A 24,490-nucleotide genomic window follows, 5' to 3' on the forward strand; every position below is an offset into this window, starting at 1 on the left:
CCGACTATTGCCGGCCATGAAGGGCGAGGAGGAACTGATCTCGCCGGCAAGGAGCAGGCATGAACGAGAAGACCACCACGGCTCCGAAAGGCGCACCGCGTGCACGCGTCAGGGCGACCCGAGTCCGCTCAGCCAGCCGCACGCCTCACGCAACGACGGTGAATCCGGCAGACCTGACGGTACACAATCACCCGCTCGCTCGCCGTCACTATCGGGTGGCGACGGCAGCGATCGAAGGTTTCGTCGACCTCGTCGAACACTGCGTGCGCGTATTGATCCCGGGCGCGCTAATCTACGCCCGTCCTCGTATGGGCAAGACTCACGCCATTGATTACTTGGCATTGCATCTTGGCAGGAATCGGGGTGACATTCTCGTGATGAGGATGTCTTGCGAATATCATCGCAGCGACTACGAGGGGGCGTTCTTCAGTGCATTGTTGAGCGCCGCTGGTATCAGGGACCCACAGCCCAGGGGCATTGCCGACAAGCGCTTCGCCTTGATGCGTCGGATTAACGAGCAACTACAAAAGCGCTCGGGTCACATTGTGGTGCTCTTTTGCGACGAAGCACAGCGACTGTCCAAGCATGCACTGGAATGGCTGCGCGATGTCCATGATCAGCTTGCCCACCACGGCGTGCGCCTGATCACCTTTCTGGTAGGGCAGCCGCAGCTGATGGAGCAGAAGGCGCAATATCAGCTGTCCGGTGACGAGCAAATCGTCGCTCGCTTCATGATCGAGCAAATGCACTTCAGAGGCATTACAGGCGCCGTTGAAGCAGCAACCTGCCTGGCTAGTTACGATATGACTCGCTATCCAGAGGACACCGGGAGCACCTTCACGGCCTTTTTCTATCCCGACGCGTACGCCGCCGGCTTAAGACTGGAGCAATCGGCCGCGGCGCTGTGGAATGGCTTCGTGAACGCCCACACGGTCGCGCAACTGGCTGGACCGGTAGAGTTGCATATGGACTACTTCACCCGTGCCGTTGAGTCGGTGCTACTGAACGGTCCTCAGTGGGACAGTGCAGGATTGGTACTAGATTCGGCGCATTGGGAGCGAGCAGTGCGGGAGTCCGGCTACGTCGCCGCGCAACAGACCGTCCAACCGGAGGTGTAGACCATGGTCTTGCCGATCCTTGTGCCGGAGACGACTGAGCCCACCCAGGCGAACGGGCGGATGCCGAGCGCGTTCGCAAGTTCCGCCGAGCAGAGTCCTCCGTTCAGTAAACCTCGTGTGCGTACGACTACGGTCTTGAACACGAGGATTGTCACGAAGCGCGAATTGGCGATTGCGAGGGTCTTAACCCCGCTTGGGACAGCCCCGCTTACGCGTAAACAGGCAGAGCACGCCGGCAAATCCCTTGGAATCCATTGGGCTACGGTTTATCACTTGCGCCGGCGCTTCCTCGCGAATCCTGTGGCGAGCGCGTTGATACCCTATGACCGAGGTCCCAAAGCGGGTCCGCGCCTGGAAGCAACGGTCGAGGAAATCGTGAGAGAGGTGCTTACCGATTGGCTGCTGCGGCAGGGTCGGTTCGCGCATCCGCTTTTCGAGATCGTTGTCGAAATCCGGAAGCGATGCGCAGGGGCAAATGTTAGTCCGCCAAGCAGGACCACCATTTCGCGACGCTGGGCTGCCCATAGGAAAGCGGCGACGAGCAGTGCTAGAGTCCAACCTCCGCCCAGTAAATTGTCTCGGACGTGCAAGACCGGGAGGATTGCAACGGAGCGCGAACGGGCGATCGTGAGGGTCTTACGTCCGCTGGGGACTGGTCCTCTCTCGCGTCAGCAGGCTGAGAAGGCTGGAAAATTGCTGGGAATCCATTGGGCTACGGTTTATCACTTGCGCCGGCGCTTCCTCGCGGATCCTGTGGCGAGTGCATTGATACCCTATGATCGAGGCCCCAAAGTGGGAAAACTGCGCCTCGCCGCGATGGTCGAGGAAATCGTGGGAGAGGTGCTTACCGATTGGCTGCCGCGACAGGGTCATCTCGCGCATCCGCGTTCCGAGCTCTGCATTGAAATCCGGAAGCGATGCGCAGGGGCAAATGTTAGTCCTCCAAGCAGGGCCACCATTTCGCGACGCTGGGCCGCCCATCGGCAAGCGGAGGCCGAGAGCAGTGCCAGAGTCCGCGTACGTCGCCACGTAGCAGAGGGGCGATTGGAAGTATAGACCATGGTCTTGCCGATCCTTGTGTTGGAGCTGTCTGAGCCCGATGCCGTGTACGTGCCGATACCGCGCAAACGCGAGGCAGTTTCGCAGCCGCTGCCAACGAGCAAGCGCGATGAACTCATCCGCTCCTGGCGCGAGCTCCTGGGCCTCTTAGCGCCAAATGCCAATCGGAGGCGCTGTAAGGCCCCTGCCTTTAACATCTGGACCTCTAAGGTGATGGCTGGCGGCGACTCGAGTGAATTGCTGCACGATGGTGAGCAACTGACGAGATTATTGCTGCGCCGCGCGTGGGCAAACCTGCCGCGTCGCCAACGGCGGCTGATTCGTCGCGCGGTTCGAGGTTTCGATCCAAATAAGCCTGCCATCAAGGTGGCAGCAACGCAGATCAACGCTGCGGCGTGGCTGCTCGCGGCGATGCACTGGAACGGTTGTCGGCATCCCAACGCCCTGTGGTGCAAGCCACTGCATCCTCTAACCGGCGTAGTGCGCTGGCTCAGCAGCTTTGACGTTGTCGAACAGCATGAGCATTCGCCAGAGATTCTGAAGAAGCTCGCGGAGAGGGTGGGGTGGGTCGAACGGAAAAGCCGCCGGCTCGTCGCTGTGATGAGGGCCGATAGGAAAGTCGTCGCATTGCTGCCCGAATTGCTGCAGTGAAAAAACTTGAGTCGTGAGAGACGAAACCTGCACAGCCCATGGCGCGGAGCAACATTCCTACGTAAACGTACCGCGTTTACTACAGTTCACGATTAACCACCCGCCGAGATGGAAAACCAAACCAATAGCTTGCAAAGAACAGAGTCCCTCATTGATTCACGATCATGAAATAACCTTCCCGCCCCGCTATTTCTTCGTACCCCAGCCTGCACAGCGAGGAGGGCTGGTGGCGGCGGTCGAGGCACGGCCAAAGTTGTCAAAACGCAAGTCGACCTGCTGGTCCGTTATGCGCGAGCCCGCAGTGTGGCGCAGTCAGTGGGCCGAGACGCTGGCGCCCAGGACAGCGGCCCGGGCGCTCACAGACGCCCGCGGTTCGAATCATTGAGTTTGCGTCGGACCTGTCGCCTCGCTGTTGGTCGACAAGCGGCGAATCTCGTCCGCGATGATGCCGACCAGTAACTCGCCCGCCTTGCTCAACGGGCGGCGTGGATGGGTGACGGCGATGATGTGCCGTACGATCCGGGGGGCCAGGATTGGATACGCGCGCAGCGCGCCCTGCTCGACGGCGCGGCGCACGACGATGTGGGGCAGGATCGTTGCAAACCGCGTCGCTTTGACAAAGTTGACGAGCGTCCCAAGGACATCGATCTCAAATGTCGGGGTGAGCACGATCTCCTCGTGCTGCGCCGCCGTATCCAGCACGCTTCGTAAGCCGTGGTGCTTGCTTGGCAGCACCAGCTCCAGGTTGGGAAGCCGCGACAGCTCGATGGTCGGGGGCAGTTCCGGGCCGTGCAGTGCGCTGGTTACTAGCACCATCTCCTCGTCATGCAGCGGTTTCGCCTCCAGTGAGATGCGCTCGCGCGGCTTGTTGACGATCGCCGCATCCAGCCGGCCGCCGGCCACCCAGTCGATCAGTGTCGTGCTGTAGCCATCCGCAACGGTCACCTCGACCTGCGGATAGCGGGCATTGAAGCGTGACAGGGATTCCACCAGCACCCCCTCGGTGACCGACGCGATCAGCCCGATCGCCACGCTGCCCGTGACCACTTCGTCGCGTTGCACCAGTTGCTCGCGCGCCGCAGTGAAGTCCCGCATGACCGGCAGGAACAGGCGGTACATCAGCCGCCCCGCCGCGGTCGGCGACATGCCATAAGCAGTGCGCTCGAACAATTGCTGGCGCAGTTCATCCTCCAGCTTGGCGATCTGCATGCTGAGTGCCGGCTGGACGATGTTCAGGCGCTTGGCGGCACGCGTGACGGAGCCGTCCTCGAACAAGGCGATGAAGTATTGAACCTGGCGCAAGTCCATGTGCTTGATGGGTCCCTATGGATCATAACTGATGATGATATACGGGACCTTATAACACCGGATGATAGGCCACGGATCATTTGGCTCCCCGCGGCAGCGGTCATGTGCGCCTGGCATTGCGTCGCCGTGAAAAGATCATTCCCACACGCCACGAATCCGTACAAGCACGGACATCATAAAAACTGATTTTTTGCATCAGAAAACAATATTAGAGCTTATGGGATAGAGCCGCTACGCTTGTCACAACTTCACACCGTTACGCCTCGCCCGTGCGGAACGCGGCAGGCGACAAGCGGGATCCACAGGAGCATCTCCATGTATGAATTCGAGGCCGACATCGCACGCGGCGCCGACTCCAAAGCGGCCGGCCAGCAACACGGGCCGTTGACGCTGCGCAGCTGGCTGCGGCACCTTGCCGATACCGGGCGGCTGGCTTCCATCGATGTCCCGGTGTCGCTCGAGCACCAGCTCGCTGCCATCGCCAAGCGGCTGGATGGCCGACAGGCCGCGTTCTTCTCCCGGCCGAGTGGGCACCAGATCCCCGTGGTCAGCGGCTTCATGTCGCGGCGTGCGTGGCTGGCCGAAGCCATGGGCGTGCCGGAAACCGCGCTGCTGTCGCGTTTCAGCGATGCCGTGGACAATCCCTTGCCGGTGGCCGAACTTGGCCCGGGCGAGGCACCCTGCCAGCAGGTGGTCCACCGCCGCGAAGATGGCAACCTTGACCTGCACCGGCTGCTGCCGATCCCGACGCACAGCGAACACGACAACGGCCCCTATATCACCGCCGGACTGGTGATCGCGCGCAACCCGCGCACCGGCATCCAGAACGTGTCGATCAACCGGATCCAGGTGCATGGGCCGGACCGCATGGCGATCCTGATGCTGCCGCGCCACCTGCACGCCTTCTATCAGGCGGCAGAAGAAGCGGGCGACGCCCTCCCCGTGGCGGTGGTGATCGGCGTGGACCCGCTGACGATGCTGGCTTCACAAGCGATCACGCCAATCGACTGCGATGAACTCGAGATCGCCGGCGCTCTGCACGGCAGCGGTTTGCGCGCCACCAAGTGCCTGACCAATGGCGTAGTGGTGCCCGCGGATGCAGAGATCGTCATCGAGGGGCGCATCCTTCCCGGCGTGCGCGAACCCGAGGGCCCGTTCGGCGAGTTTCCGAAGTACTACAGCGCGCGCGAGCCGCGTGAGGTCATCGCGGTCGATGCCGTGACCCATCGTCGCAATCCGATCTTCCACACTATCGTGCCTGCCGAAATGGAGCACCTGTTGCTCGGAGCGATCCCGCGCGAGGCGACGCTGCTGTCGCACCTGCGGCGCAGCCATCCGGGCGTGCTGGACGTGCATCTGTCGGTAGGCGGCGTGTGCCGTTACCACCTGTACGTCAAGTTCAGCAAGAAGCGCGAAGGCGAGGCGAAGAACGTGATCCTCTGTGCGTTCGGGGCCCACTACGACCTGAAGCAGGTCACCGTGGTCGATACCGACGTGGATGTGCACGATCCGGCCGAGGTGGAATGGGCCGTCGCCACGCGCTTCCAGGCCGACCGGGACCTGGTGGTCGTACCCGGGGCTCAGGGCTCGGTGCTCGATCCGTCCACCACGGTGGCGGCCAGCCAGGCCGGCATTGAAGCTCCCCCGCACCTGCAGGGCATCAGCGCCAAGATGGGCATCGACGCCACGCGGCCGGTCACCTACGACTCGCACGTGTTCACCCGCGTGCGCATTCCCGGTGAGGACGCGGTGCATCTCGAATCGCTGCTGGCCGATTCCGGCACGCCGTCATGGCAGGCCTACCTTGGCCAGGAGGCCTAGCATCATGACTGCAAGGCAGCGGATCATCGTTGGCATCTCCGGCGCGAGCGGCGCGGTCATCGGCGTGCGCCTGTTGCAGGCGTTGGCACGTATCGACGCGGTCGAATCCCATCTGGTGGTGTCGTCGTCCGGTGCGCTGACCGCCGCGCAGGAACTCGGCATCCGGCGCAGCGAGGTCGAGTCGCTGGCGGATGTGGCGCACAGCGTGCGCGACATCGGTGCCGCGGTGGCGAGTGGGTCGTTCGTGACGCAGGGCATGGTGATCGCGCCGTGTTCGATGAAAACGTTGGCCAGCATCGCCAACGGGTTTGCAGACAACCTGCTGACGCGCGCCGCTGATGTAGTGCTGAAGGAGCGGCGGCGCCTCGTGCTGGTCGCGCGCGAAACGCCGCTAAATCTGGCGCACCTGCGCAATATGACGGCGGTCACCGAGATGGGGGCCATCGTCATGCCGCCGGTGCCAGCCTTCTACGCGCACCCGCAGAGCGTGGATGACATCGTTAATCACACGGTTGGCCGCATCCTCGACCTGTTCTCAATCGAACACGACCAGTTGCCGCAGCGGTGGAGCGGCTTGGCGGACGATTTTGCACGCAGTGCACGGGCCGACAACGCCGAGCCGCCAGAAGCGGATAGCAGCCGACTGACTACGACATAGCCGGTGCGGCGGCCCCGGATCGCGGTAAATACCAATACAAGCATGGAGACAGGGATGATTCGCAAAACGCTTCGCGTGGCCTTCGGCCTCGCCTTCGCATCGCTGCTGGCCGGTACGGCGGTGGCGGCCGAGACCTATCCGGCCAAGCCGATCCGCCTGGTGGTCCCTTATCCGCCCGGCGGGTTCAACGACACCCTCGGCCGCGTGGTTGCCAGCAAGCTGAGCGCAGCCTGGGGCCAGCCGGTGATCGTCGACAACAAGCCGGGTGCCGGCACCATCATCGGCACCTCTTTCGTCGCCAAGGCCGCTGCCGACGGCTACACGCTGCTGGTGGTGCAGTTCCCGTTTGCCGCCAATCCCTGGCTGTACAAATCGCTGCCCTACGACACCAGCAAGGACTTCGCCCCGATTATCCTGGCCGGCCAGTCGCCGATGACGCTGGTGGTCTCGCGCGGTTCGTCGATCCGCTCGGTGCAGGACCTGGTGCGCGCGGCCAAGGCCGCGCCGGGCAGCATCAACTACGGCTCCTCCGGCAGCGGCTCGTCGAACCACCTGGCGATGGCGCTGTTCGAGCGCACCGCGGGCATCAGCCTGTCGCAGGTCCCCTACAAGGGCAGCACGCCGATGCTGACCGACCTGGGCGGCGGGCAGGTGGAGGTGGCGTTCGACGCGCTGCCGCATGTGCTGCCGCTGGTGCGCGCAGGGAAGATCCGCGCCATTGCCGTTGCCGACCACCATCGCGCGGCGTCCGCGCCGGAGTTGCCCACGGTATCGGAGGCGGGCGTGCCGGGCTACGAGGTTTCGTCCTGGCACGGCTTTGTCGCGCCGGCCGGTACGCCACCGGCCATCGTCAGCAGGCTCAACGCCGAGATCAACAAGATCCTAAAGATGGAGGACGTGCGCAAGACCTTCCAGGAGCAGGGGGTCGCGCCCGCGGGCGGCAGTGCCACGGACTTCACAACCTTTATCGGCAAGGAACTGGGCAAGTGGCAGAAGGTCGTCCGGGACGCAAGGATCCCGCCGCAATGAGCGATACAGCGCTGCTTAATGGCGCCCCGGCGGCGCGCACCGGCAGCGGCGACCAGCATGCGCTGCGCCAGGGCCGGGCCGAGCCGCCCCGCGTCGCGCCTGGCGACACCGCGCCGGTCCGCAAGCCGCATGTGGGCCGCTCGATGGAGCGGCTAGAAGACGCGGCGATCCTGTGCGGCCGCGGCCGCTATGGAGACGACCTTGCGATCAAGCCCGGTACGCTGCATGCAGCCGTGCTGCGTGCGCCGCATGCTCATGCGGAACTGGGCGAGATCGATGCCGCCGCCGCGCTGGCTGCGCCCGGTGTGCATGCGGTGCTGACCGGTGCGGACCTTGCCGCGTGGTCGCGCCCGTTCGTGGTCGGCGTGAAGTCGCCGATGGAGCAGTGGGCGCTTGCCGTCGATCGAGTGCGCTACGTCGGCGAGCCGGTTGCGGTGGTGGTGGCCGAAAGCCGGGCGCTGGCCGAGGACGCGCTGGACCTGGTCAAGGTGTCGTACCGTGTGCTGCCACCGGTGGTCTCCATCGAGGGCGCGCTGGAAGCCGGCGCGCCCGTGCTGCATCCGGCAGTCGGCACCAACGTGGTCAGTGACCGCAGTTTTCGCTATGGCGAGCCGGAAGCCGCGTTCGCGGCGGCGCCGCACAAGGTCAGCCTGACCGCGCACTACCCGCGCAATACCTGCGCGCCAATCGAGTGCGGCGTAGTGATCGCCGAATACCTGGCTGGCGAGGAAGGCTACGACGTCACCTCCAATTTCATGGGGCCGTTTTCGCTTCATGCGGTGATGGCCATGGCGCTCAAGGTGCCGGCGAATCGGCTGCGCCACAAGGCGCCACGCGACTCGGGCGGCAGCTTCGGCGTCAAGCAGGCCGTGTTTCCCTACGTGGTGCTGATGTGCCTGGCCGCACGCAAGGCCGGCGCACCGGTGAAGTGGGTGGAGGACCGGCTCGAGCACCTGAGCGCGGCCACCTCCGCGACCGCCCGCCTGACCACGCTGGAAGCCGCGGTCGAGGCCGATGGCCGCATCGTCGCACTTGCCTATGACCAGGTGGAGGACTGCGGCGGCTACCTGCGGGCGCCGGAACCGGCCACCTTTTACCGCATGCATGGCTGCCTGACGGGTGCCTACGCGATCCCGAACCTGCTGGTGCGCAACCGCGTCGTGCTCACCAACAAGACGCCCACCGGGCTGGTGCGCGGTTTTGGCGGTCCGCAGGTGTACTTTGCGCTGGAACGGCTGGTGCAGCGGATCGCGGTCGAACTGGGCCTGGACCCGCTCGATGTCTACCGGCGCAACTTCGTCGCCGCCGATGCCTTCCCCTACCGCACGCCGTCCGGCGCGCTGCTCGATTCCGGCAACTACCAGCTGGCGCTGGCGCGCGCGCAGGCCGAGGGTGGCTACGAAGCGCTGGTGCGGCGCCGTGACCAGGCGCGCAGTGAAGGGCGGCTGTACGGTATCGGCTTTGCGGCCATCGTCGAGCCGTCGGTGTCGAACATGGGGTATATCACCACGGCGATGCCAGCCGAGGCCCGCAAGAAGTCGGGTCCAAAGAACGGGGCGATCGCCAGTGCGACGGTCAGCGTGGACCTGCTGGGCGGCGTGGTGGTGACGATCGCGTCGACGCCCGCGGGCCAGGGCCATATGACCGTCTGCGCGCAGGTGGTTGCCGACGTACTGGGCATCGAGCCGGCCGACGTGGTCGTGAACGTCGAGTTCGATACGCACAAGGATGCCTGGTCGGTAGCTTCCGGCAACTACTCCAGCCGTTTCGCGGGCGCCGTGGCCGGTACGGTCCACCTGGCCGCTATGCGGGTGCGCGACAAGCTGGCGCGCATTGTCGCACCGCAGCTTGGCTGCGCACCCGAGTCGCTGGTGTTCGGGGATGGTCGCGTCTTCGTGCAAGGCGCCGCCGACGCGGGTTTGCCGTTTGGACGCGCGGCCAGCAATGCGCCGCACTGGTCGCCGCAGTTGTTGCCCGCGGGCGAGGAGCCGGGCCTGCGCGAGACCGTGTTCTGGTCGCCGCCCAACCTGGAGGCGCCGGACGAGGCCGACCGCATCAATACCTCCGCCACGTACGGTTTTGCCTTCGACATGTGCGGGGTAGAGGTCGACCGCGCCACCGGGCGCGTGCGCATCGACCACTATGTCACCGCGCACGACGCCGGCACGCTGCTCAATCCGGCATTGGCCGACGGGCAGATCCGGGGCGCTTTTGCGCAGGGGCTGGGCGCGGCGTTGATGGAAGAGTTCCGTTACGGGGCGGACGGCAGCTTCCAGTCCGGCACGCTGGCCGACTACCTGATGCCGACCACCTGTGAAGTGCCGGACCCGGTCATCGTCCACCTGGAGACGCCGAGCCCGTTCACGCCGCTGGGGGCCAAGGGCCTGGGCGAAGGCAACAACATGAGCACGCCGCCGTGCATCGCCAATGCCGTGGCCGACGCGCTCGGGATCCCCGACATCAGGCTGCCGCTGACGCCCGCCCGGGTGATGGCGCTGCTGGGCATCGACGACCCGCCACCCTCCCGCCCGGAACTGCTGGAGGCGGCGCGCGCAAGCCAGCCGGCTGCCGGCGGGCGCGGGGGCAAGGCGCTCACCGCGCGCGGCACGGTCGATCTGGCGGCCAGCCCGGAAGCCATCTTCGCGGTGCTGCTGGATCCCGAGGCGCTGGCCCGGGTGGTGCCCGGATGCCATGCGCTGGAGCGCACGGCCGAGAACCAGTACCGCGCCGACGTGACCGTTGGCGTGGGCATGATCAAGGCCCGCTACGCCGCCGAGATCTCGCTGTCCGATCTTGACCCGCCGCACCGTTTGCGGCTGGCCGGCGCCGGCATTTCGTCGCTGGGCAGTGCAAGCGGCAACGGCGTGGTCGAGCTCGTGCCGCACGGCAGCGGTACCCGCCTGACCTACGACTATGAGGCAGAGGTGTCCGGCAAGGTCGCCGCGGTCGGCGGGCGGATGCTGGAGGGCGCGGCCAAGGTGGTGCTGCGCCAATTGTTCGAATCGCTGGGGCGGCAGGCCGCCGGCGAGCCCGCGCAGGCGCCGGGCTGGTTGGCGCGCCTGCTTGCCCGCCTGGGAGTCCGCCGATGAAACCCGCGGCATTCGATTACGTGCGTGCGCGGACCACGCAGGAAGCACTGGAGGCGCTCGCGCGCGGCGGAGAGGGGGCCCGCGTACTGGCCGGGGGGCAGTCGCTGATGGCGGTGCTCAACATGCGGCTGGCGCAGCCCCAGCTGCTGGTCGATATCTCGCGCACTGACGAGCTCAATACCGTACGGGTCGAGCAGGGCCACCTCGTGGTCGGCGCCGCCGCCACGCAGGGGAGCGTCGAGTGGCGCCCGTCGCTGGCCGACGAGGTTCCCTTGCTGGCACTGGCGTTTCCGTACATCTCGCATTTCCAGATCCGCAACCGCGGTACCGTGTGCGGTTCGATCGCCCACGCCGACCCCAGTGCGGAACTGCCGCTGGTGCTGCTCGCGCTGGGCGGCGAAGTGGTGCTGCGCTCCTCGCGCCGGCGCCGCGTGCTGCCCGCAGCGCGGTTCTTCCAGGGCATGTTGATGACGGCGCGCGAGCCGGATGAACTGGTGGAAGCGGTGCGCTTTCCGCTGCGCCGCGCGGGTGCGCGCTACGGCTTCACGGAGTTCTCGGCACGGCATGGCGACTTCGCGCTGGTCGCGTGCGCCGCCATCGTGACCGACGACGCCATCGCGCTCGCCGTGGGCGGCGTGGCCGACCGGCCGGTGCTGGAGACCTGGCCGCGCCTGGAAGGCCGCGCGCTGGCGGAGGCCATCAACGATTTCAGTTGGAAGCTGGGCGCACAGGATGACGCCCATGTCAGTGCGCAGTATCGCCGCCACCTGGTCAGGCAGCTGGGCATGCGGGTGATCGAGGAGGCAAAGTGAAACACAAAGGAACCATCGCCGCGGGTGAGTTGCCCGCTGCCGTGATGCGTCGCGACGAGCGGCGCTGTATCTCGGTAACCCTGAACGGCCGGCAGCGCAGCGGCTGGTGCGAATCGCGCGAACTGCTGTCGGACTTCCTGCGCCATGAACTGGGCGCCACCGGCACCCACGTGGGCTGCGAGCATGGCGTCTGCGGCGCCTGCACCGTACAGGTCGACGGCGTGGCCGCGCGCTCCTGCCTGATGCTCGCTGTGCAGGCCGAAGACCGCCGCATCGACACGGTCGAAGGACTGGCGCCGGACCACCAGCTTGGCGACCTGCAGCTGGCGTTCCGTCGCCACCATGCGCTGCAGTGCGGCTTCTGTACCGCGGGCATCCTGATGTCATGCGCGGACTACCTGCAGCGCGTGCCGGACCCCACCGAAGCCCAGGTGCGCGAGATGCTGTCCGGCCATATCTGCCGCTGTACCGGCTACACGCCGATCGTGGCTGCCGTGCTGGACGTGGCGGCCGCGCGCGCACAGGCACGCCGGGCCGGCGCGCAGCCCGCGAAGGAGGCAAGCCATGCTTGACCTGGGACGCACTTTCCTGCAAAGCGTGGAGCGCAGCCCGCACGCGCTCGCTATCGTCGATGGGGACCTGGGGTTGACCTATCTCCAATGGCACGAACGCATCCTGCGGGTGGCCGCGGGTTTGGAAGCGCAGGGCCTGCGGCGTGGCCAGCGGATCCTTGCCGTGCTGCAGAACCGCTGGGAGATGGCCACGCTCCACTGGGCCTGCCAGTTCACCGGCGTGGTGATGGTGCCGCTCAACTGGCGTGCCAAGGCCGACGAGATCGACTATTGCATTGGCGATGCGGAGATTCGTGCGCTGGTGTACGAACCCGTGAGCGCCGAGGCCGTGGCCGCAAGCGCGGCCGCGCAGGCCATGCCGCGGATCGGCCTGGACAACGTTGCCGGTGCAACGCTCGCCTTCGACACGCTGCTGGAAAGTGTGCCGCACAGCGGCATCCCCCAGGCCGGCGCCGAGGATGTCTCGCTGATGCTCTACACCTCCGGCACCACCGGCAAGCCCAAGGGCGTGCCGCGCAGGCACCGGCAGGAACGCGCCGCGGCGCTGGCGCACGTGGCGCAAAACCTGTACCGGCACGGCGAGCGCACGCTGGGCGTGATGCCGCTGTACCACACCATGGGGGTGCGCTCGCTCCTGGCCATGGCGCTCGTTGACGGGCTGTTCGTCTGCCTGCGCCGCTGGCATGCCGCCCAGGCGCTGTCTGAGATCGCCCGCCTCCGGCTTACCTGCCTCTACCTGGTGCCGACGCTATACCACGACCTGCTCGGCGACCCGCAGTTCGATGCCGTGGACAGCAGTTCAGTCACCAAACTGGGGTTTGCCGGCGCACCGATGAGCGATGCCTTGCTGCAACGCCTGGCCGAGGCCTTCAGGCCGGAGTTGTTCGTCAACCACTACGGCTCGTCGGAGGTATACACCTTCAGCGTCGACCAGCATGCCACCCACAAGCCGGGCAGCGCGGGCCGCGCTGGGCTCAACACGCGGCTGCGGGTGGTGCGGCTCGATGCCAGTTCGCCCGATGCGCTGGCCACGCCGGGCGAGGAAGGGCAGATCATCGCCGACCTGCTTGGCGACGAGGCCTTCGAGGGCTACTGGAACCGCGACGACGCCAACAGGAAGTCGCTGCGCGACGGGTGGTACTTCACCGGGGACACCGGGTACTTCGATTCCGATGGCGACCTCTACGTGACCGGGCGGGTCGACGACATGATTATCAGCGGCGGTGAAAATATCTCGCCGGTAGAGATCGAGTCGGTGCTGTCGCTGCATCCTGCGGTCGATGAAGTGGCCGTGGCAGGCGTGTCCGATCCACGCTGGGGCCAGCGCGTGGTGGCCTTTGTCAAGCGCAAGGCCTTCGTCAGCGCCGACGGGCTCGACGGCCATTGCCGCGCGTCGGATCTGGTCAACTTCAAGCGACCACGCGACTACGTCTTCGTCGCCGATATCCCGAAGTCGCCGGTGGGCAAGATCCTGCGGCGCAAGCTGTCCGCGGGCGAGTACACCTGCGACGTGCTGCTGCCGCCGGACGGCGCGGCGTGAATTCCCGAGCAAAACCAAACCAGGAGCAAAGACATGACCCAACTGACCCACCGCGGCCAGGACCTGCTGAAGGATCTCGACGGCTTTTCCGTCGATGTCGACGCCGCGCGCGAGCGCGCCGACATCGTGCTGCATCGCCCGCCGTACAACGTCATCTCGATGCATGCCCGCGACCAGCTGCGCATGGCCTTCGAGGCGCTTGACGACGACGAGCGCGTGCGCGTGATCGTGGTGCGCGCCCAGGGCAAGCACTTTTCCAGCGGCGGCGATATCAAGGGCTTCCTCGAAGCTTCGCCCGAGCATGTGTCGAAGCTGGCATGGAACGTTGCGGCGCCGGCGCGGTGCAGCAAGCCGGTGATCGCCGCCACCCAGGGCTACTGCTTCGGCGTGGGCTTCGAGTTGTCGCTGGCGTGCGATTTCCGCATCGCGACGGAAAGCACCGAATATGCGTTGCCCGAGCAGAAGCTGGGCCAGATCCCCGGTTCGGGCGGCTCGGCACGCCTGCAGAAGATGGTTGGCATTGGTCGCACCAAGGACATCGTCATGCGTTCGCGGCGCATCCCGGGCAAGCAGGCCTATGACTGGGGCCTTGCTGTCGACTGCGTGGCTGACAGTGAACTGGCCGCCGCTACCGATGCGCTGGTCGACGAGCTGCGCGGCTTCTCGCCGCTGGCGCAGCGCACCGCCAAGAAGCTGCTCAACGACACCGAGGACGCGCCGCTGTCGATCGCCATCGAACTGGAAGGCCATTGCTACAGCCGGCTGCGCAGCTCGGCGGACTTCCGCGAGGGCGTCGAGGCGTTCCACGGCAAACGCACGCCGGCCTTCCGCGGCGAGTGAAGGTGGCTGGGCCGCAAGGCGCTGCGGCGCCGCGCGGCCGGCGCGTCAAAGGGAACCTCTACAAGAAGCTGCCTTACGACACGGCCTGGGACCTGGTGCCGGTGGCGCTGGGCGCCTATTCGCCGAACCTTCTGGCAGTTCGCGAGGATTCGCCGATCCGCTCGCTCAAGGACTTCGTGGCGTTGGCCAGGTCAAAGCCGGGCAAGCTCGACTACGCGTCGGCGGGCAATGGCACGTCGAATCACCTGACCATGGAGTACTTCAAGAGCCTGGCAGGCATCGACCTTACGCAGGTGCCCTACAAGGGCAGCGCCCCGATGGTCACCGATCTGCTTGGCGGCCAGGTGGGACGCACCGACGGTAGCGGGTTGCCATTCCAAAACCAGACGGTCGCTCAGCGGTGGGCTATGGTGGATTCCACCTCTAACGCGCGAGTACTGTAAAGCTCACCTTCTGCGAGCAAATGAGCATATTGGGCCATGTCAAAGTTCGATTGATGAACAAGATTCTGAATCTTGCGCGACTCCTTCCGGAGCAGGGCAAGAAATTCAATCTGGCGGCTGACAGGTAGGTGTTCTTCCAAGGCCGTGATACTGATTGCTCCGAGTGGCGCGCCATGGCTGTCATGCACAACGATCCCGACTCCGCTCACGCCTTCGATGAGGCGGCTATCGTGCACGGCATACCCAACCTCCTGGGAGGCTCTGACAATCTCGAGCATTAGCGGAACGCTTAGCTTGCCGTAGCCGAACAAACGCCTCGCGTTGGCGCACACGATCCGCTCGATTTCATCGTCCGGCAGGGACATGAGCAGCGCAAGGCTTCCCGCCCCGACTCCCAGTGGCCGGTGCACGCCGATCTCCAGACTCGGGATATTGATGGCGTTCCGTCCTTCCGCACGAGCGACGGAGATGGCGTCCGCCCCGCTCCGGATCGTCATGAAGGCAATGCCGCCAGTCTCGTCTGCCAAACGCTTCAGCGATGGCTCGCAAAGCTGCCAGAGCTTGAAGTGAGAGGCCGCGGTCAGACCCAACTCGAAGAGACCATATCCCAGCAGGTACCGCCGAGACGTCGCATGTTGCATCACCAACCCCTCCCGAATCAGGCAGTTGAGCATCCGATGGACGGTAGGGCGTTCGATACCGAGTTGTTTGGACAAATCAACTAAGCGTAAACCATGAACGCTATAGGAAGCGATCTCGCGAAGGATCCTTGCCGCGCGTTCGATGCTCTGCGTGCCGGACGTTTTACTACGTTCAGAAAATGCTGGGGTAGGGGCCACCTTTTTCATCTAAAGAGTCTCCTTCGATGCTTTCGCAACCACATGGTCCATATCGTGGACTTCTATTTTTACCAAGAAGCGTTGTAACTCTTTGATCCTAAGGATATCTTTTTAACAACTTTGTGGCAATTAAAAAGAGTCCACAACATGGACGCCCCAAACCGGGGATACAAGATACTGTTTCATTAATAACCGCCTTAAAAGAGTGCGTAAAGAAAGTTTCCTGCACCGTTATGAGACAAATGGGGAGTCTGCAATGAAGTCGATATTCAAAAGTTCGTTTCGCAAAGTGACAGCAGTTGCATGCGCTGTAATCTGTACGACGGCCGCCCAAATCGGCCATGCGCAGGAGCGCCAGCCCTGCATTGGCTTGTCGGGCGCACTGACGGGCCCGCAGGCCTTTACTGGACTGGCGGCTCGGATGGGGGCCGAGATCGCGATCGACGAGATCAACGCAAGCGGCGGTGTGCTCGGCAAGAAGTTCGTGCTCAAGGTGTATGACGACGGCGGTCAACCGCCCAAAGGCGTCGACAACGTCAGGCGCATCGCCATGGCCGACAACTGCATCGCCATACTCGGCGGATACCATAGTGGCGTTGCCCTAGCAATGCGTGAGCCTATTGAACAGATCGGCATCCCTTACGTCGGCGTCATGGCGGCGGGAACGAAAATCATCGAGCACGATTCGGGCAAAAATGCTTGGATGTTCCGGGTCTCGGCCAAGGACCGTTGGGTTGCGCAATACCTCGCAGATGTTGCGCTGCGAAAATCCGCGAGCAAGAAAATTGCTGTCTTCTATGAAAACACAGGCTGGGGAAATGGGGCCGCTCCCGACGTGAAGGCGGCCTTGCAGGCTAAGGGCATCAGTCCCGTTGCCATGGAGACGTTCAACTGGGGCGACCAGGATATGACGGCGCAACTCATCCGGGCGCGGGATGCAGGCGCCGATGCGATCGTCATGTTTGCGTTGGACCGGGAAGGCAACCAAATTCTCCGGGGGATGGACAAGCTCAAGTACAAGCCGGTAATCGCCAGCGCCTGGGGACTGGCCGGGAACCTGGGCGAACTCGCCGGCCCGTTGGCGAATGGAGTGCTGGTCTTCCAGACTTTTTCCTGGATGGGCAAGCAAGAGCCCAGGACGGCCGCCGTGTATCAAAAGATCGCCGACAAATACAAGGTCAAGAGCCCTGCTGACCTGAAAATGGGGAGTGGCACCGCGAATGCATACGACGCCGTACATATCCTCGCAAAGGCTATTGCAGGAGCCGGAAGCTATGACCGTGTGAAGGTCCGCGACGCACTCTACCGAGTCAAATATGAGGGCTTGGTGGCGAATTACGATCCGGCGTTCGGACAGGCGCAAGAGCAGCACGATGCGATCAAGCAGAAATACTACAAGCTCACTGCTTGGTACAACGGTTCACTGTTGCCGGTAGACCAGACTCCCTACAAGTAATCGCGCATTAACTATCCATAACAGAAGCATTGATTCGGATGCTTCTGCTGGATCTCTTTTTGCCCGAGTTTCCTAAAACGTATATCCGAAAGGATAAGAGGAGGGATCTGCAATGAGCTCCTTTGTGCAATACATCCTCAGCGGACTGTCCATCGGGGCGATCTACAGCCTGATCGGGTTGGGGTTCTGCATCATGTGGTCAGCTTGTCGATCGGTGAACTTCGCCCACGGCGACGTCCTAATGGTCGGAGCTGTGATCGCCGTAGTCTCTATGGACGCGAATATCCCAATAGTGCTTGGGATCCCTGCAGCAATCCTTGTATGCATCGGCTATGGCGTGCTAATCGAGCGATTTGCCGTTCGTCCGTTCAACAAGGACGGTACGGCGATCGGCTGGATGCTAACCACGATTGCGATCGGCATCATGGTGGAGTCGTATGCCACGATCAAGTTCGGATCGTTCGCGAGAGCCTTGCCTTCCCCCGGGGTAGACAAGCCCATCTCAATTCTCGGCGCCGGCATCTACGCTCAAGAGCTCTTCATTCCGGCCTTTGCCGTCTTGTTCATGCTTGCATTGGACATTTTCTATCGACGGACCGTGCTAGGTCGTGCCATGCGGGCAGTTGCATTTAATCGAGTGGCAGCGGGTCTGATGGGCATCAACGTAAATCGCATCACTGCCATTTCCTTCGGCTTGGCCGCAGGTCTCGGGGGTGCCGCAGGGGTTCTCGTCGGACCAATCATACAGGTCTCTACGACGATGGGCGTGCTCATTGGCCTCAAGGGCTTCGCCGTTGCGATCATGGCAAGCATCACGAGTGCACGTGGCGTAGTGATTACGGGTCTGCTCTACGGCGTCATGGAGAAATTCGTGGAGGGCTACATCAGCACAGCGGCACGGGAAGTCATCGGATTCTCAATCATGATTCTCGTGCTGCTCGCGTTCCCTCAAGGCGTGTTTGGCAAGAAGGAGGCCATGAAGGTATGAAAGCCGAAAAACTCAGATCCTTGTTGTTTCCCTCGCTCGTAGGCGCGCTCGGCGTAGGGATGGCTTTGTTGCCCCAGTTTGTGTCGAACACCTATGAGCTGCGTATATGGATGCTTCTAACCATTTACGCGCTTGTCGCACTTGGTCTAAACATCCTGGTAGGCCTCACGGGACTGGTGAGTCTGGGGCAGGCAGGACTCTTTGCCATCGGTGCCTATGTAGCCGCGATTCTGGCCGCCAAGCTTGGCGTCGGATTCGCCGCCACAATCGTAATTGCGACGATAGTAGCCGCCCTGTTCGGCGCATTACTCGCCTACCCAACGGTACGTGTCAAGGGCGTTTATCTTGCCGTCATCACAATCGCATTCGGCATTATTGTTGAGAACGTTGCCATTGAGTGGCAGGGCGTAACAGGTGGAACAAACGGGATTTCGGCAATTCCGGGGCCAGCCTTTCTGGGTAAAGCGCTGGACGATACGGGATACTTCTATCTACTTGCAGTGCTGTTCCTCGCGGCGTACGTACTGCATTACAACATTATGAAGTCGCGCTTCGGGCGAGCGATGCGTGCGGTCAGTCAGAGCGAAATTGCGGCTCGATCGATGGGCATCAATCCCATTGCCATTCGAACGTTCTCGTTTGTCATTGCTGCAGCTTTTGCCGGAATGGCTGGCGGTCTGTATGCCTATCTGAATCTGTACGTCAACCCCGACACGTTCAGATTTGACGACTCGGTCCGATTCCTCCTGATGGTTATTCTCGGTGGCTCGGGAACCATCGTTGGGCCGGTACTGGGCGCGAGCGTTCTGACGTTCCTTCCGGAGTACCTGCAGGCTTTCGGGGAGTGGCAACGTTTCGCCTACGGCGCGCTTCTCGCGCTGGTCATGTTCTGTCTCCCGTTGGGCGTCGTCGGTACCCTCTCCAATCTTCGCGGTCGGTTTCGCGCTTCCGTTAGCCGTGCATCCGAGGAGTGGCCGCGGCTCGGCACGCGTATCAACACAATGCTGCAGGTCGATGCGCAACGAGGCGCGGTCTGCCTGAAGACAAAGGGACTGACGATGGCATTTGGCGGCCTGGTTGCCAACGATAACGTCAGTGAAGTTCTCAGGGCAGGGCAGGTTCACGCCGTCATTGGCCCCAATGGTGCAGGTAAGTCGACGTTCATCAACTGTGTATCCGGATTCTACGCACCAACCGGCGGGGAGATTGAATTCCTGGGTGTCTCAGCCACTAGAAAGGTGAGCCACGAACTCGCAAGAATGGGGCTGGCACGAACCTTCCAGAACACGGAGCTATTCGGCAACATGACAGTTCTCGAGAATGTTTTGGTCGGCTATCACACGCGCTTTGAAAGCGGATTGCTCTCGACCTTGTTCAGGATGCCTAGCTTCTTTCGTGATGAGAAGCGGTTCCAGGACGAGGCGCAGGTTCTACTTGAGTACGTCGGACTCGCGGGCTTTGCAGATGAACTGGCCAAGAACCTCCCGTTTGGTCACCAGAGACGGCTGGAGATTGCGCGAGCGCTTGCTCTATCACCCAAGCTTCTCTTGCTTGACGAGCCTGCAGCGGGCCTTACGCACGGCGAAATCGAAAGCCTCAGTGGACTGATCCGGGACCTTGCCGCACGTCACATGACGATGATTCTTGTCGAGCACCATGTGGACATGATCATGGCTGTTTCGGACCATGTGACCGTCCTGGATTACGGAAAAGTAATCGCGTCGGGGCCGGTGGCCGAAGTCCGAAACAATCCTGCCGTGATTGAAGCCTATTTTGGCTCAAGCAAGTCACAGGAAGATCCTGAGCCTGCGCTGGAGGTGCGGTCATGAGCAACCCCTTATTGAAACTTGATAGCGTATCCGTGAACTATGGACGGATCGAAGCGGCACGTGCGGTTTCCCTCGAAGTTCACGAGGGCGAGTTCGTCGGCATCATCGGATCAAATGGCGCTGGCAAGAGCTCAACTCTCAAGGCCATCGCGGGGGTCGTGAAGCCGGTTGCCGGCGCCATTACTTTTGCAGGGAAGCAGGTGCATGGCCGTGGTCCGCACGAAATGGTTGCGTGCGGAATCGCGATGGTACCAGAGGGGCGTTACGTTTTCGCGGATCAGACCGTGGAAGACAATCTCATCCTCGGTGGCTACATACACGCTCAGCGAAAGGGCGTCGCGTCCCTGCGGGGAGATATCGACAGGATCTACGACCTCTTTCCACGCTTGAAGGAACGGCGATTGCAAGCTGCAGGTTCCCTCTCGGGTGGCGAGCAGCAAATGCTTGCGATTGGTCGGGGGCTATTGTCCAAGCCCAGGTTGTTGATGATCGACGAAGTATCTCTCGGTCTAGCGCCCAAGGTCCTCGACTTTCTATTTCCGGTCTTGAAAGAGTTGAACCGGCAGGGCTTGGCAATTCTGCTCGTCGAACAACTGGCCGTGCAGGCACTTTCCGTAACCACTCGTGCTTACGTGATGGAGAACGGTCGCATCACCATGAGTGGTCCGTCGGCACAACTCGCCGGAAACCCGGCGGTGATGGAGGCATACCTGGGAAAGGCAGCTTGAAGTCTGCCGCCCTATTGGTCCTATTGGATTGTCGAATCACCGCTGTATCGGCCGACCGGTCGGTAAGAGGAATTCACGTGTTTTCACTGAGAGTAAGAAAGGAGAAGGGAAATGCCACAACGTATCGTTGACCTGACGCTGACGCTGTCTGACAACATGCCGGCGCACAAGCTGTTCCAGCGTCCGATCGTCACGCCGCATCTGACGCATCAAAAGACACAGTCCTTTGGCTTGGGCGTGCCGGAAGACAAGATGACGTTCGCCACGACGTTCATCGCTACGATCGATCATATCGCGACGCACGTGGATGCGTTCTATCACACCAATCCGGACGGCTTGCCCGTGGACGAAATGCCTCTGGATATGTTCATGGGGAAGGCAGTCTGCTTCGATCTGACCCACATCCCGGACCTTGGCGATATTGACGTTAAGGATTTGGAGGAAGCGGAAGAGAAGGCAGGGGTGAAGGTAGACGGTCATATCGTACTGATGAACACCGGCCTCCATAAGCGCCACTACCCGAATGTTGAGGTGGTCTGGACCAATCCTGGCCTGACCGCGGAAGCTACGCACTGGCTGGCTGACCGGGGATCCAAGCTGCACGGCGTCGAGGGGCCGTCCACCGACAAGCCCTCTCATAACCTGTTCCCTAGCCATCGCGTTTGCCGAGATCGTGGCATTACCCACTACGAGTGGCTCGTGAATCTCGAGGAACTGGTCGGAAAGAAGGAATTCATGTTCTATGGCCCGCCTCTCAAGATCCATCAGGGCAGCGGTTCGCCGGTCCGGGCCTGGGCCGTTCTCGATGCCTGAGCATAGGAACACAGTCTAAATGACAGGGGAGGCAGCAAATCGCTTGCTGCCTCCCAAGCAGCGGAGATACAAGACCATGACCGAAGCGAGCAACAACGACCAGCGGATTCCCATCACGCTGCTGACAGGATTTCTAGGTGCAGGCAAGACAACGCTGCTCAATCGCATCCTGTCAGATCCCTCGAGCGGTCGCATCGCCGTCATTGTCAACGAGTTTGGCGAGATTGGAATCGATGGGGACCTGATCGCCAGGTCGTCAGACGATATGCTGGAACTCAGCAACGGCTGTATCTGCTGCTCCAGTAAGGACGATCTCATCGGAGCCTTGTACAAGCTCTATATGCGTAAGGCGGGCCTCGTAGAACCAAAAGTCGACTTCGAGCGCATTATCATTGAGACCACGGGCCTTGCAGACCCGACCCCGCTTGCGCAGGCCTTCTACACGGATATGTCGCTAAGTCTGACCTACCGTCTGGACGCAATCGTGACGCTGGTGGATGTGGTGCACATCGAGAGCCAGGTCGAAGGCTCGCAGGAAGCGATGAGGCAGGTTGCTCTCGCCGATAAGCTGGTGCTCACCAAGAGCGACCTGGCTACTGATCGTCAGCGAAAGCGCGCCCATGAGATTGTCAATCGCCTGAATCCGTTGTCGCCTAAGGAGGTCGCTTCCTTTGGAAACCTGCGGGCGAACGCGCTCCTTGGCCTCGACTTGTTTGATCCGAATACCAAGCAGTCCGCGATCGCAACATGGATTGGCGCAGAGCGTGCCCACCACGCCAGTCATGGCGGCCATGAGCATCAGCACGACGCCTCCTGCACAGAGTGCGTAACCGGGCATGTGCATGAGCATGATCCGAGTCTATCTCACCTTGCCGATATTGCCTCAATCAGTATTCGAGAGCCGCGTCCACTCTCCTATGACAAGGTGATGAGGTTCCTCGCTCATCAGGTAGAGACGTACGGCAGCAACCTGTATCGGGTAAAGGGATTGCTAAATTTCTTTGAGATCGACAAGCCGGTCATTCTGCAGGGAGTTCAAAGTGTATTCAGTCCGCTGACCTATGCAGAGGATTGGCCGCGTAGCGAGGCGGAAACCCGTGTCGTGCTCATCGGTCGCAGCCTTGCAAAGGACCAGATCCTGGCGCAATTCGAACAGTGCGTCGCGAGTACGGAGCCTCAGCTTGATCGAGCGCTGGGTCTGATTTAAGTCGAAGAGAAAGCTAACCATGCAGGACTACGCATATTCCTCGGCACTTCATCTGCGCGAGGCAATCCTGAGCAAGGCTGTTTCACCGGTCGAGGTCATGAAGGAGTGTCTGACACGCCTGGAAGCGGTCGAGCCGCTGTTGAACTGCTTCGTGACCAGAACGCCTGACCTGGCTATGGACGCTGCCAGGTCGGCAGAAAGGGCTCTGATGGCCGGGGAGCCCGTGGGCCTGCTCCACGGATTGCCCATCTCGGTCAAGGATCTCATCTCCGTGGGCGGTGTGAGGCAGACGTTCGGCTCGCGCTCGATGGCCAGCAACATTGCGAAGACGGATGCGCCGGCCGTAGGGCGCATCAAGCAGGCGGGCGCGTGCATAGTGGGAACCACGACTACGAGCGAATTCGGGTGCAAGGCTGTCGGGGATTCTCCGCTCACGGGCGTGACGCGAAATCCGTGGAATACTGAGTGTACGCCGGGCGGATCAAGTTGCGGTGCGGCTGCCAGCGTGGCGGCTGGCGTTACACCATTCGCACTGGGTACCGATGGCGGTGGATCGATCCGCGAGCCTGCGGCACTTACCGGCCTGTTTGGCATCAAGGCTCAGTTTGGGCGCGTGCCGGTGTTCCCCGCCTCAGCCACACCAACGCTGGCGCATGTCGGTCCTCTGGCGCGTACCGTTAGAGACGCGGCTCTCCTATTGTCGGCAATCGCTGGGCAAGATGGGCGCGATCCGTTCTCGGTCGCCGCTCCCGTGCCGGCGTGGCTTCAAGCCTGCGATCTCCCAGTCAAAGGCATGCGATTGGCATGGAGCCCCACGCTCGGTTACGCGAAGCCCGACCAAGAGGTCTTGAGTCTCTGCGAATCCGCGGTGAGGGTTTTTGAGAAGTTGGGATGCGAGGTTGTCGAACTGCCGGAAGGAATTGGCCCAGACCCGGACCAGCTCTGGATGGCGGAATTCTATGCGGGAGTGGGGACACGGTTGAACGGCACACTGAGCGAGTCGCGGGAGATCCTCGATCCGGCCGTGGCATCACTTCTCGACAAGGCGCTCGACCAGACGCTACTGCAGTACTACACGAAAGTGTTCGCGCGCTACGAGTTTCGCGAAAGGATCCGCGCGATGTTCGAGTCGTTCGATTTGCTCCTCACGCCTACAGCGCCCGTGCCGGCGTTCCCGGTGAATGTGGACGTACCGCCTCAGTTTGCGGGACGAAATCCCTGCACCTGGCAGTACTACACATACCCGTTCAACCTCACCGGGCAACCAGCCGCGTCACTACCAGTAGGGTTCACATCGGCAGGCTTGCCAGTGGGACTTCAATTGGTATCGAGGATCAATTCTGAGACTGACATTTTCCGAGCGGCATCAGCATTTGAAATGGAGAATCCATGGGGGAATATAAGGCCGCCTTGTCTCTGAAGATCAATCTTTAATAAAGCCAAGCACCGAACCAACGTCCAGAAGCGCGACACAACTCCGCCAGGCGAATTTTCAGAGGACGATATTGGCAAGTGGTGCAGTCGCAATGCTCGGAAATAGGGCAGGTAATGTTGCCCGCGAAGAACGGCTACTTCTGAATAAAAGATGCGTTATTAAGTGGTTCACAATGAATTAGGTTTATTTTCGCATATATTCGCTATCGAATGTGTCAGAGGTCGAGGCCTAAAAAGTCCGAGCGTGAAGCAATCA

Annotated in this window: 20 protein-coding genes; 18 read left to right on the forward strand and 2 right to left on the reverse strand. The window is 62.2% G+C overall.

Going from position 1 to position 24,490, the window contains the following annotated elements; translation table 11 throughout:
• The first annotated feature begins 59 nt into the window (after positions 1 to 59).
• Positions 60 to 1,118, forward strand: a complete 1,059-nt coding sequence (locus AC10V3_RS36585) for an AAA family ATPase (RefSeq protein ID WP_490924598.1) — start codon at positions 60 to 62, stop codon at positions 1,116 to 1,118.
• Between the two features lie 1,059 nt (positions 1,119 to 2,177).
• Positions 2,178 to 2,828 carry a hypothetical protein gene (locus AC10V3_RS36590; RefSeq protein WP_490924599.1) on the forward strand — a complete coding sequence of 217 codons (651 nt, stop codon included), beginning with the start codon at positions 2,178 to 2,180 and terminating at the stop codon, positions 2,826 to 2,828.
• 378 nt (positions 2,829 to 3,206) lie between these two features.
• Here AC10V3_RS36590 and AC10V3_RS36595 read toward each other — a convergent pair whose 3' ends face one another.
• Positions 3,207 to 4,136: a LysR family transcriptional regulator gene (locus tag AC10V3_RS36595; RefSeq protein WP_490924600.1), complete on the reverse strand. Its 930-nt coding sequence runs from the start codon at positions 4,134 to 4,136 to the stop codon at positions 3,207 to 3,209.
• Positions 4,137 to 4,451: 315 nt separating this feature from the next.
• Between AC10V3_RS36595 and AC10V3_RS36600 the strand changes: the two genes are divergently transcribed.
• From AC10V3_RS36600 to AC10V3_RS36640, 9 genes are read left to right on the forward strand one after another with little or no spacing between them, the layout of a single operon-like run.
• Positions 4,452 to 5,957 carry a UbiD family decarboxylase gene (locus AC10V3_RS36600; protein WP_490924601.1) on the forward strand — a complete coding sequence of 502 codons (1,506 nt, stop codon included), beginning with the start codon at positions 4,452 to 4,454 and terminating at the stop codon, positions 5,955 to 5,957.
• 4 nt (positions 5,958 to 5,961) lie between these two features.
• A complete protein-coding gene (locus AC10V3_RS36605; protein WP_490924602.1) occupies positions 5,962 to 6,615 on the forward strand; it encodes a UbiX family flavin prenyltransferase in 654 nt (217 codons plus the stop codon).
• Between the two features lie 54 nt (positions 6,616 to 6,669).
• The gene (locus AC10V3_RS36610) at positions 6,670 to 7,644 is read left to right on the forward strand and encodes a tripartite tricarboxylate transporter substrate binding protein (protein ID WP_490924603.1); all 975 of its coding nucleotides are present in this window, start codon (positions 6,670 to 6,672) and stop codon (positions 7,642 to 7,644) included.
• A complete protein-coding gene (locus tag AC10V3_RS36615) occupies positions 7,641 to 10,733 on the forward strand; it encodes a xanthine dehydrogenase family protein molybdopterin-binding subunit (RefSeq protein WP_490924604.1) in 3,093 nt (1,030 codons plus the stop codon). Before AC10V3_RS36610 ends, AC10V3_RS36615 begins: the two co-directional genes overlap by 4 nt.
• On the forward strand, positions 10,730 to 11,545 hold the full coding sequence (locus tag AC10V3_RS36620; protein WP_133092739.1) for an FAD binding domain-containing protein: 816 nt from the start codon (positions 10,730 to 10,732) through the stop codon (positions 11,543 to 11,545). The genes AC10V3_RS36615 and AC10V3_RS36620 overlap by 4 nt, the downstream gene beginning before the upstream one ends.
• A 44-nt stretch (positions 11,546 to 11,589) precedes the next feature.
• The gene (locus AC10V3_RS36625; protein ID WP_133092984.1) at positions 11,590 to 12,117 is read left to right on the forward strand and encodes a (2Fe-2S)-binding protein; all 528 of its coding nucleotides are present in this window, start codon (positions 11,590 to 11,592) and stop codon (positions 12,115 to 12,117) included.
• On the forward strand, positions 12,110 to 13,657 hold the full coding sequence (locus AC10V3_RS36630; protein WP_135706919.1) for an AMP-binding protein: 1,548 nt from the start codon (positions 12,110 to 12,112) through the stop codon (positions 13,655 to 13,657). Before AC10V3_RS36625 ends, AC10V3_RS36630 begins: the two co-directional genes overlap by 8 nt.
• A gap of 33 nt (positions 13,658 to 13,690) precedes the next feature.
• Positions 13,691 to 14,497 carry an enoyl-CoA hydratase/isomerase family protein gene (locus AC10V3_RS36635; protein WP_133092737.1) on the forward strand — a complete coding sequence of 269 codons (807 nt, stop codon included), beginning with the start codon at positions 13,691 to 13,693 and terminating at the stop codon, positions 14,495 to 14,497.
• A gap of 2 nt (positions 14,498 to 14,499) precedes the next feature.
• Positions 14,500 to 14,940 carry a tripartite tricarboxylate transporter substrate-binding protein gene (locus tag AC10V3_RS36640; protein WP_490924605.1) on the forward strand — a complete coding sequence of 147 codons (441 nt, stop codon included), beginning with the start codon at positions 14,500 to 14,502 and terminating at the stop codon, positions 14,938 to 14,940.
• Here the strand turns inward: AC10V3_RS36640 and AC10V3_RS36645 are convergent.
• Positions 14,892 to 15,788 (reverse strand): IclR family transcriptional regulator, encoded by an 897-nt coding sequence (locus tag AC10V3_RS36645; protein WP_133092735.1) that lies wholly within the window; start codon positions 15,786 to 15,788, stop codon positions 14,892 to 14,894. The two genes, AC10V3_RS36640 and AC10V3_RS36645, sit on opposite strands and share 49 nt — an antisense overlap.
• A gap of 247 nt (positions 15,789 to 16,035) precedes the next feature.
• Between AC10V3_RS36645 and AC10V3_RS36650 the strand changes: the two genes are divergently transcribed.
• From AC10V3_RS36650 to AC10V3_RS36680, 7 genes are all read left to right on the forward strand, one after another.
• A complete protein-coding gene (locus AC10V3_RS36650) occupies positions 16,036 to 17,235 on the forward strand; it encodes an ABC transporter substrate-binding protein (RefSeq protein ID WP_490924606.1) in 1,200 nt (399 codons plus the stop codon).
• A 112-nt stretch (positions 17,236 to 17,347) separates the two neighbouring features.
• Entirely contained in the window at positions 17,348 to 18,223 is an 876-nt protein-coding gene (locus AC10V3_RS36655) for a branched-chain amino acid ABC transporter permease (protein ID WP_490924607.1), read from the forward strand.
• Entirely contained in the window at positions 18,220 to 20,052 is a 1,833-nt protein-coding gene (locus AC10V3_RS36660) for a branched-chain amino acid ABC transporter ATP-binding protein/permease (RefSeq protein ID WP_135706915.1), read from the forward strand. The genes AC10V3_RS36655 and AC10V3_RS36660 overlap by 4 nt, the downstream gene beginning before the upstream one ends.
• Entirely contained in the window at positions 20,049 to 20,780 is a 732-nt protein-coding gene (locus AC10V3_RS36665) for an ABC transporter ATP-binding protein (protein WP_135706914.1), read from the forward strand. Before AC10V3_RS36660 ends, AC10V3_RS36665 begins: the two co-directional genes overlap by 4 nt.
• A 111-nt stretch (positions 20,781 to 20,891) precedes the next feature.
• A complete protein-coding gene (locus AC10V3_RS36670) occupies positions 20,892 to 21,593 on the forward strand; it encodes a cyclase family protein (protein ID WP_135706913.1) in 702 nt (233 codons plus the stop codon).
• A gap of 76 nt (positions 21,594 to 21,669) precedes the next feature.
• Positions 21,670 to 22,800 (forward strand): CobW family GTP-binding protein, encoded by a 1,131-nt coding sequence (locus AC10V3_RS36675; protein ID WP_490924608.1) that lies wholly within the window; start codon positions 21,670 to 21,672, stop codon positions 22,798 to 22,800.
• A 19-nt stretch (positions 22,801 to 22,819) separates the two neighbouring features.
• A complete protein-coding gene (locus tag AC10V3_RS36680; protein WP_490924609.1) occupies positions 22,820 to 24,220 on the forward strand; it encodes an amidase in 1,401 nt (466 codons plus the stop codon).
• The last annotated feature ends 270 nt before the right edge of the window (positions 24,221 to 24,490 follow it).

It is taken from the genome of Cupriavidus sp. PB-02 (assembly GCF_058252315.1).

Coding starts and splice junctions, on each gene's coding strand:
- AC10V3_RS36585 (WP_490924598.1), top strand. CDS start 60: ATGAACGAGAAGACCACCACGGCTCCGAAAGGCGCACCGCGTGCACGC.
- AC10V3_RS36590 (WP_490924599.1), top strand. CDS start 2,178: ATGGTCTTGCCGATCCTTGTGTTGGAGCTGTCTGAGCCCGATGCCGTG.
- AC10V3_RS36595 (WP_490924600.1), bottom strand. CDS start 4,136: ATGGACTTGCGCCAGGTTCAATACTTCATCGCCTTGTTCGAGGACGGC.
- AC10V3_RS36600 (WP_490924601.1), top strand. CDS start 4,452: ATGTATGAATTCGAGGCCGACATCGCACGCGGCGCCGACTCCAAAGCG.
- AC10V3_RS36605 (WP_490924602.1), top strand. CDS start 5,962: ATGACTGCAAGGCAGCGGATCATCGTTGGCATCTCCGGCGCGAGCGGC.
- AC10V3_RS36610 (WP_490924603.1), top strand. CDS start 6,670: ATGATTCGCAAAACGCTTCGCGTGGCCTTCGGCCTCGCCTTCGCATCG.
- AC10V3_RS36615 (WP_490924604.1), top strand. CDS start 7,641: ATGAGCGATACAGCGCTGCTTAATGGCGCCCCGGCGGCGCGCACCGGC.
- AC10V3_RS36620 (WP_133092739.1), top strand. CDS start 10,730: ATGAAACCCGCGGCATTCGATTACGTGCGTGCGCGGACCACGCAGGAA.
- AC10V3_RS36625 (WP_133092984.1), top strand. CDS start 11,590: ATGCGTCGCGACGAGCGGCGCTGTATCTCGGTAACCCTGAACGGCCGG.
- AC10V3_RS36630 (WP_135706919.1), top strand. CDS start 12,110: ATGCTTGACCTGGGACGCACTTTCCTGCAAAGCGTGGAGCGCAGCCCG.
- AC10V3_RS36635 (WP_133092737.1), top strand. CDS start 13,691: ATGACCCAACTGACCCACCGCGGCCAGGACCTGCTGAAGGATCTCGAC.
- AC10V3_RS36645 (WP_133092735.1), bottom strand. CDS start 15,788: ATGAAAAAGGTGGCCCCTACCCCAGCATTTTCTGAACGTAGTAAAACG.
- AC10V3_RS36650 (WP_490924606.1), top strand. CDS start 16,036: ATGAAGTCGATATTCAAAAGTTCGTTTCGCAAAGTGACAGCAGTTGCA.
- AC10V3_RS36655 (WP_490924607.1), top strand. CDS start 17,348: ATGAGCTCCTTTGTGCAATACATCCTCAGCGGACTGTCCATCGGGGCG.
- AC10V3_RS36660 (WP_135706915.1), top strand. CDS start 18,220: ATGAAAGCCGAAAAACTCAGATCCTTGTTGTTTCCCTCGCTCGTAGGC.
- AC10V3_RS36665 (WP_135706914.1), top strand. CDS start 20,049: ATGAGCAACCCCTTATTGAAACTTGATAGCGTATCCGTGAACTATGGA.
- AC10V3_RS36670 (WP_135706913.1), top strand. CDS start 20,892: ATGCCACAACGTATCGTTGACCTGACGCTGACGCTGTCTGACAACATG.
- AC10V3_RS36675 (WP_490924608.1), top strand. CDS start 21,670: ATGACCGAAGCGAGCAACAACGACCAGCGGATTCCCATCACGCTGCTG.
- AC10V3_RS36680 (WP_490924609.1), top strand. CDS start 22,820: ATGCAGGACTACGCATATTCCTCGGCACTTCATCTGCGCGAGGCAATC.